Source organism: Actinophytocola sp. (assembly GCF_049647105.1).
Lineage (GTDB): Bacteria > Actinomycetota > Actinomycetes > Mycobacteriales > Pseudonocardiaceae > Actinophytocola.
Genome location: NZ_JBARWZ010000054.1, coordinates 1 through 7,301 on the forward strand (window position 1 = coordinate 1; position 7,301 = coordinate 7,301).

9 protein-coding genes are annotated in these 7,301 nt (G+C 67.8%); 3 read left to right on the plus strand and 6 right to left on the minus strand.

What is annotated here, in order from left to right; translation table 11 throughout:
* The coding region (locus WBA97_RS07395) for a hypothetical protein (RefSeq protein WP_424229959.1) at positions 1 to 215 on the plus strand (215 nt) is incomplete at its 5' end.
* Positions 216 to 280: 65 nt separating this feature from the next.
* Here the strand turns inward: WBA97_RS07395 and WBA97_RS07400 are convergent.
* Positions 281 to 1,267, minus strand: coding sequence for an ArsR/SmtB family transcription factor (locus WBA97_RS07400; RefSeq protein WP_424229960.1), 987 nt, complete (start codon positions 1,265 to 1,267; stop codon positions 281 to 283).
* Positions 1,268 to 1,686: 419 nt separating this feature from the next.
* On the opposite strand from WBA97_RS07400, the gene WBA97_RS07405 reads away from it, so the two are divergent.
* Positions 1,687 to 2,127: a hypothetical protein gene (locus tag WBA97_RS07405; RefSeq protein ID WP_424229961.1), complete on the plus strand. Its 441-nt coding sequence runs from the start codon at positions 1,687 to 1,689 to the stop codon at positions 2,125 to 2,127.
* Between the two features lie 116 nt (positions 2,128 to 2,243).
* Positions 2,244 to 2,675: a peptidase inhibitor family I36 protein gene (locus tag WBA97_RS07410; RefSeq protein ID WP_424229962.1), complete on the plus strand. Its 432-nt coding sequence runs from the start codon at positions 2,244 to 2,246 to the stop codon at positions 2,673 to 2,675.
* Between the two features lie 253 nt (positions 2,676 to 2,928).
* Here the strand turns inward: WBA97_RS07410 and WBA97_RS07415 are convergent, their stop codons facing one another.
* The 5 genes from WBA97_RS07415 to WBA97_RS07435 form a co-directional block, all read right to left on the minus strand.
* Entirely contained in the window at positions 2,929 to 3,150 is a 222-nt protein-coding gene (locus tag WBA97_RS07415) for a phosphopantetheine-binding protein (RefSeq protein ID WP_424229963.1), read from the minus strand.
* Positions 3,147 to 3,809 (minus strand): isochorismatase family protein, encoded by a 663-nt coding sequence (locus WBA97_RS07420; RefSeq protein WP_424229964.1) that lies wholly within the window; start codon positions 3,807 to 3,809, stop codon positions 3,147 to 3,149. The genes WBA97_RS07415 and WBA97_RS07420 overlap by 4 nt, the downstream gene beginning before the upstream one ends.
* The gene (locus WBA97_RS07425) at positions 3,806 to 5,398 is read right to left on the minus strand and encodes a (2,3-dihydroxybenzoyl)adenylate synthase (RefSeq protein WP_424229965.1); all 1,593 of its coding nucleotides are present in this window, start codon (positions 5,396 to 5,398) and stop codon (positions 3,806 to 3,808) included. The genes WBA97_RS07420 and WBA97_RS07425 overlap by 4 nt, the downstream gene beginning before the upstream one ends.
* On the minus strand, positions 5,398 to 6,537 hold the full coding sequence (locus WBA97_RS07430) for an isochorismate synthase (RefSeq protein WP_424229966.1): 1,140 nt from the start codon (positions 6,535 to 6,537) through the stop codon (positions 5,398 to 5,400). The genes WBA97_RS07425 and WBA97_RS07430 overlap by 1 nt, the downstream gene beginning before the upstream one ends.
* Before the next feature lie 39 nt (positions 6,538 to 6,576).
* Positions 6,577 to 7,301 (minus strand): 2,3-dihydro-2,3-dihydroxybenzoate dehydrogenase (locus WBA97_RS07435; protein ID WP_424229967.1); only part of this gene is annotated, 725 nt, incomplete at its 5' end.

Sequence of the window (7,301 nt, forward strand, 5' to 3'; positions counted from 1 at the left end):
AGTACCAGCGGGTGTCGAAGGTCTGTGTGTGTTGCGGGGAGGTGACCACACCCGGCTGGGACCAGGTTCGGGCTGATGATCCGCGGCGGGACGTGGTGGCCGGGTTGGGCTCGCCGGTGCGGATCGGCGCCGATCAAGCACCCGATCTGCACGAAGCTCTGGAGAAGGCCAAGGCCGACGGAATGGCCTATGTGATCCTACTAACTACACTCTAACAGGTGCAAGTCAAAATGGCGGTTTGGTCGTCTTTTCTAGCATGTTGTGTTGTCGTGCGGGGAATTTATCCCGTATGGGACAGCAACTCGATTCCCAAGGGTGTGATGTGATGAGTTGCTACGGTACCGTCCCGGTGAGTGGTGATCACACCAGCATTCCGCAGAATGCTGGTGTGATGGGTGATCGTTGCCGGTGCCACGCCAATGCGACGGATCAGGTCACGGCTGGTGCAGCCGTCCAGAACTAGCCGCAGGATCGCCGCGCGTGTTGTGCCCAGCAGTGCACCAAGGTGATCACCTTGCTGTTGTTCGGTGGCGAGGAGCCGGGCGGAGGGGTCGATCGGAAACACCAGGGTAGGGGGGAGTAATGGGTCAGCGAGCGTGACGGGATGGCGCAGGCAGAAGAACGTCGGCACCAGGCGGATTCCCCGGCCGGCGAGGAACAGGTCTTGGTCGACCGGATAGGGCAGCGTCAGCATCGGTGGAGCCCAGACGCCGTCTGGGCAAATGCCGTTCAGCAACGCGTCGATGCCATCGTTTACGTACGTGTGCATCCGTCGTGAGACATCCGTGCCTCGCGCCGCGCCAGTGATGTCCAGTTCCGGCGCGACCGCTACTCGATGAAATATCCTGAACGCATCTCGTAGTCCGTGCAACGCGGAGCGGTCTCCTGCTGCGATACCACGCAGAGACGCGGTTGGTGTGGACATTCGTCCAATCTCGATCCGCAGTCGGCGTTTGGGCACCGAGAGCACCGCGTTGATGCCGGCATTCAGGTCGTCGAACTCTCCGACTGGCGTCAGTAGGTCGGGGAAGTAGGTCGAATGCGGTGCTAGATGCACGAGCATATGCAACAGCCGACGCAATTGAGGATCAGCATGTGCTTGTTGGCGCACTCGTTGCCGCCAGCTATCGAAGTAGAGCCCGCCTCCGCAGTGCTGCAACAACTGCACTGCGTTGACGATCTCCCACATGTGATCCATCGACAACGCCAGCCGGGTACGCCTGAAATCAGCCTCGGTGAAGTGGATACGTAGATGCGCCATCTGCATGCCCCCCTAACGCAGTATGCCCTGTCCATCATCGGGCGACGTCGGTGCCGCGTTAGCGGGGTACCCGCACAACACACAAATGGAGGAGTTGTCACCTACCACGACCGCTCATCTTTGAGTGATCTGCGCACGCGCTACGTAGTAGCCCCGTGACCACATCTCTCACCCGGTACGCCGATGTCGTGGTGCGCGACCTGCGGACAGTGGTGGGTCCGCCCTGCACACAGCTCGGGTCGCACCCGGGCTGAAGGAGGCAGTGAGCAAGGGGTTGCGGTGCGCCGTTGACTGGCCTCGGTCGACGTCCACGTTCCTGGATATTTCAATCAGGGTCGAACGATCGGCTCGATGCAAGGGTGTTCGAGCATACTCGTCGGGTCCTTCCGCTACATCAAAGGGGAACCATGCGACGGTATCCGGTCTTGCTGTTGTTTGTGGCGGCTGCCCTGGCCGCCACGTTGTACGGTTCAGCGACAGCAGACGTTCGCGGCGCAGCCGACATTTCCGGAATCACTGGCGTTTCCGCCAGCGATGACCGAGCCATCAGTCTTCTCGACTTCAGTTGCCCTGCAGGGCAATTCTGTGCGTGGCCATCAACGGATGGTTCCAGCCGCTGCACGTGGGTCAACGCTGACAGCAACTGGAGGGACGGGTCTGTCATCTGTTCGTGGGGAGAGACCCGTCCAGTGATAGCACTGAACAACAACGGTAGCAATCTGAACTATGCCGGGGTGTGTGTCTATGCCGGCTTCTCGTACGTCACCCTGAAAGCATTCGTGGAGCGCGGCACCCTTGAATTCTTCGACGGCGCGCCGTTCAAGGCACGTTCTCACCGGTGGGTGCGCTCCGTCGCGGATTGTTAGTCCTCGATAGTGAGGCACGCTGCATTAGCCGTTCAATAATGGCGGGCGACAGATTTACAGAGAGGGAAGCAATGCAAGCACAACGGAGGTCTGCGGTAATGCGTCGACTGGGGCTCATGATCGGGATGTTGGCGTTGGCGATTACGGCGGGCCTGATCGTGCCGACCGGAGCGGCCGCGCAGAGCGCGTTCGTCACGGCGCCGGTCGCGGTGCCCTTTCATGGTGAAGACGCCAGCGCACTTGCGTGGGAGTGCCCGTCAGGTGACTTCTGCATCTGGGAGAACACCGGCGGCACCGGACGGCGGTGCAACTGGAGCGTGGCGGACCCGGACTGGCAAGGCGGCACGATTCGTTGCTCGTGGTCTGGTGCAACGAAGGTGGAATCCGCGTTCGACAACGGGAATGACACGTCGTTCGCGTCGGTCGCGGCATACCGCCAGGCGAACTATGGGAGCAGATGGGGGTGCTTCGATCGCGGTGTCACGTACAACGTCACAGCCGGCGGAGTTCTGCTCCGGTCTCACCAATGGGTGACCAACCACTGCTGAGAGAGTTTGCCGGTGCGGCCCGTCGGCGACGCCGACGGGCCGCACGACAATTAAGCTCCGCAGGTCTCTGCCGACACGGCCGACGGTCCGCAGGACGCTGCTCGGCCACCTCCAGCGGCGCCGCCGCCCGCGGCGCGGCGGGGTACAGGAACGCGACGGATTCGCTGACGATGTGCCGGTACGCATCCTCTGTTGAGTTCGTCATCCCCCCTTCTTCGCACAGATTCCGTTCTGTGCGAAGAGTACGAGGACGTCACGGCCGGTGCGGGGTCAGCAGGCGCCGCCAGTTGGCGAGTGTCGGGTCTTCCGCCAGTTCCATGAAGTTGACCTCCGTGCCGGTGGCGCGCAGCTCCTCCACCATGGCCATCATGCGGATCGAGTCGAAGCCGTGGTCCATGAGGTTGTCCTGGTCACCGATGCTGTCCGCCGGCAGGTCCAGTATCTCCGCGATCTGGTCGCGCAGGGGGTCGCTCACGGTGTTCCCTCCATTGTGGACAGCATGGTGTCGGTGGTCGTGACCACGGCGGCGCGGCCGGCCGCGTAGCGCAGTGCCATGTCGTGGTCGGCCCGGGAGAAGTCGGCCACCGCGTCGGCCACGACGAACGGCTGGATGTCGCGCATGAAGGCGTCCGTGGCGGTCATCAGGCAGCCGATGTGGGCGTAGATCCCGGTGACGATCAGCTGGTCGCGGCCCGCGGCGGTGAGCAGTTCGTGCAAGCCGGTGCGGTGGAAGGCGGTGTAGCGCCACTTGGTCAGCAGCGTGTCACCCGGCCGGGGGGCGATCGGGGCGACGATCGCCGCGTCGTGGGGGTCCTCGCTGATGCCCCGGCCCCACATGTCCAGCTGGAGCCCGCGTTGCTGGGGGTTCTGGCCGCCGGGTTGCGCCGAGTAGACCACCGGGATGCCGAGCCTGCGGCACGCGGCGGTCAACCGTCCTATGTGGTCGATCAGTTCGACCACCGGTGACGCGTCGGTGGTGAACGCGCGCAGGAAGTAGTTCTGCATGTCGTGCACCAGCAGCACGGCGCGGCTCCGGCAGGGGGTCCATGACACGCGGTTGCCGGGCAGGTCGGTGGCCGACGGCATCGGGTACGGGGCGATCGTGGGCAGTCCGGTCGTCTGTGTCGCGGTCATCGGTTCGCCACCTCCTCGGCGATGGCGCGGCGCAGATCTCGTCTGCTGGTCTTGCCGACGCCGGTGTAGGGAAACCGGTCCACGATCTCGACCCGGTCGGGGATCTTGAACGCGGCCAGCCCGCGTTCGCGGAGGAACCTGCGCAGTGCGGCGGCGGTCGGCGGGTCCTCCCGCGCGATGACGAACGCGCAGGTTCGCTCCCCCAGGTGCGTGTCCGGCATGCCCACCACCGCGACGTCGTGCACGCCGGGGTGGGCCAGCAGGTGGTTCTCCACCTCCTCCGCCGCGACCTTCTCGCCGCCTCGGTTGATCTGGTCCTTCACCCGTCCCTCGACGACCAGGTGCCCGGACGGGAGCCTGCGGACGAGGTCACCGGTGCGGTAGTAGCCGTCGTCGGTGAACGCGACCTTGTTGTGCTCGTCGGCGCGGTAGTACCCGCGGATCGTGTACGGGCCGCGGGTGAGCAGGTGGCCCGGCTCGCCGTCGGGCACGTCTCGCTCGTCCTCGCCGACGATGCGTAGTTCGTCGGCCGGGGAGATCGGCAGGCCCTGGCTGACACGCACCAGTTCTGGTGGGTCGTCGTCGCGGGTGTAGTTGACCAGTCCCTCGGCCATGCCGAACACCTGCTGAAGCCGGGAACCCAGCGTCGGCTCGATCCGGTCGGCGACCTCTGCCGCGAGCTTCGCGCCGCCGACCTGGAGGAGTTCGAGGCTCGACAGGTCGTGGCGGGCACGGGCCGGGGAGTCCAGCCACAACAACGCGAGCGGCGGCACGATGCCGGTGATCGTCACCCGTTCCCGTTCGATGATCGGGAACACCACGTCCGGGCTCGGGGCGGGCGCGAGGACGATCGTGGCGCCCGCGTGCAGCGCGCCGAGCACGCCCGGCGAGCTGAGCGGGTAGTTGTGGGCGACCGGCAGTGTCGCGAGGTACACCGAGTCCGGTGTGAGGCCGCAGATGTCCGCGCTTTCCCGGACGCTGTACAGGTAGTCGTCGTGGGTTCGCGGGATCAGCTTCGGCACGCCGGTGCTGCCGCCGGACAGCTGCAGGAACGCCGTCCGGTCCGCGGTGGGCCCCGGGGGTGGTGCGCCCTCGCGGGGGACGTCGGCCAGCGCGGTGAAGGGGCCGGGGTCCCCCGCGACGAGCACATGCCGTTCGCCGGGTAGTTCCTTGGCGATCGCGCGGTAGTCGAAGCCGCCGTGCCGGTCGGCGATCACGTACGCGGCGGCTTCCGTGTGTTCGCAGAAGTAGGCGATCTCGCTCTGCCGGTGGGCAGGCAGCGCGAAGACGGGCAGCGCGCCGAGCCGGAACAGGCCGAACACCACCTCGAAGAACTCGGCGATGTTCGGCAGGTGCACGACGACCCGGTCCCCCGCGCCGATGCCGAGCGCGTGCAGCCCGGCGGCCATCCTGGTGGCGCGCTCGTCGAGCTCGCGGTAGGTCCACCGGCGGTCACCGTCGACGACCGCGGTCCGATCGCCGAAGGTCGCCGCCCTGGCGGCAAGGAACGCGCCGAAGGTCTCGCCGGTCCAGTACCCGGCTTTCCGGTACCGGTCCGCGAACTCGGGTGGCCACGGTGTGTGGTCCATCAGGCGTCCTCCTCGACTCCCAGTGCGGACAGGAAGGTACGGAACTTCGCGGCGGTCTCGGCGAACTCGGCGTCCGGCGTTGAGCCGGGCACGATGCCAGCGCCCGCGTACAGGCGCAGACCGGCGCCGGACACCTCGCCGCAGCGGATGGTCACCACCCAGTCGCCGTCGCCTGCCGCGTCGGACCAGCCGACGAGGCCGGTGTAGAAGCCGCGATCGAACGGCTCCAGCTCGCCGATCAGGTCACGGGCCTGCCCGGTCGGGTCGCCGCACACGGCGGGTGTCGGGTGCAGTGCCGTCGCCAGGTCGAACGCGGACACCCCGTCCGCGACCTCGCCGGTGATCTGCGTCGACAGGTGCCACATGGCGCGGGTCGGCAGTAGTTCGGGCTCCGGCACCGTGACCGACCGGCACAGCGGCGCGAGCCCGTCCGCGACGGCGGCGACGACCAGGTCGTGCTCCCTGCGGTCCTTCACGGAGCTCAGCAGCGCGGTGGCGTTGCGGCCGTCCCGCACCGGGTCCTGGTCACGGGGTGCCGACCCGGCGAGCGGGTTGGCCAGCACGCGCGAGCCGCGCCGGGACACCAGCAGTTCCGGGCTCGCGCCGAGCAGTGTGCGATCACCCATGTCATCACTGAGGTCGACGGCGAAGGTGTACCCGTACGGGTCGCGGTCGGCGAGGGCCGCGAGCAGCTCCCCTGGCTCGATCCGGTGCGAGTACGTCAGTTCCAGCGCACGGGCGAGCACGACCTTGCGCAGCCCCGGGCGGTCGAGCCTGGCGAGCGCCTTCCGTACGCCTGCGAGGAACACGTCGCGGTCCGCGTCACGGCGGGTCCACGTGCCCTTCGCCGGTGGTGCGGGGCGGTTCGCGACGTGGTGCCACGGGGCGCCCCGGCGGACCGAGCCCGCCACCGCGAGCCGGGCAGGCGCCGTCAGGTCGAACGGGACGGCACCGACGACGGTGGCACCGGGGCCGGCGGCCGCCAGGGCGGCGTCGGCGGCCGCGACGGAGGTCAGCCGCGTGCCGAGGTCGTCGGCGAGCAGGACTCCGGTGGGAGAAGCCAGGAAGAACGCGCCCGCGTGGTAGTCACGCAGGAGTGCGGCGGCGCCCGGTAGGGCGTCGGCCTGGATGGTCGGCACGGGATCTCCGTTTCTGGTTACCGGACGAGTCGGGCGCGGTCATGCACGCAGGGTCGCGCCGCCGTCGACGTAGAGGTCGTGCATCGTGATGTGCCGTGCCCGGTCGGACACGAGGAACAGCACGGCGTCGGCGATGTCCTCCGGTTCTGCGATGCGACCCAGTGGGATGCCGACGCGGTAGTTGGGCAGTGAGCCCGCGATGACCCCGTCCGGTCCAGCGCCGGGCGGCCACAGCGCACGCTGCATGTCGGTGTCGGTCGAGCCGGGCGAGACGATGTTGCAGCGGATCCCGTGTCCGGCCAGCTCGAGCCCGAGACAGCGGGTGAACATGGTGGCCGCCGCCTTGGACGCGGCGTAGGCGGCCATCCCGGTGCGCGGCACACCGGCGGCGTTGGAACCGACGGTCACGATGCAACCGCGCCCGCGCGGCGCCATGCGCCGGGCGACCGCCCTTGCCAGGAGGAACACGCCGGTCGTGTTCACCCCGAACGTGACGGCCCAGTCGGCGTCGGTGGTCTCGAGGACCGGAGCGGGTCGCAGCACACCCGCCACGCTCACCAGGATCCCGATCTCGCCGAGCTCGTCCTCGACGGCGCCGACAGCCGACTCGACGGCGTCCGGGTCGGACACGTCGGTGCCGAACGCGACCATGTCGTGCCCGGTGGCCCGGTGCCCGGCGGCGACCTTCGCCACGCCTGCCTCGTCCGCGTCGAGTGCCGCCACCTTCGCGCCGTGCGCGGCGAGCGCGGCGGCGACCGCGGCGC

Excerpts from the sequence above, each read along its gene's own strand:
- WBA97_RS07400 (WP_424229960.1), bottom strand. The coding sequence starts at position 1,267 with ATGCAGATGGCGCATCTACGTATCCACTTCACCGAGGCTGATTTCAGG.
- WBA97_RS07410 (WP_424229962.1), top strand. The coding sequence starts at position 2,244 with ATGATCGGGATGTTGGCGTTGGCGATTACGGCGGGCCTGATCGTGCCG.
- WBA97_RS07420 (WP_424229964.1), bottom strand. The coding sequence starts at position 3,809 with ATGACCGCGACACAGACGACCGGACTGCCCACGATCGCCCCGTACCCG.
- WBA97_RS07425 (WP_424229965.1), bottom strand. The coding sequence starts at position 5,398 with ATGGACCACACACCGTGGCCACCCGAGTTCGCGGACCGGTACCGGAAA.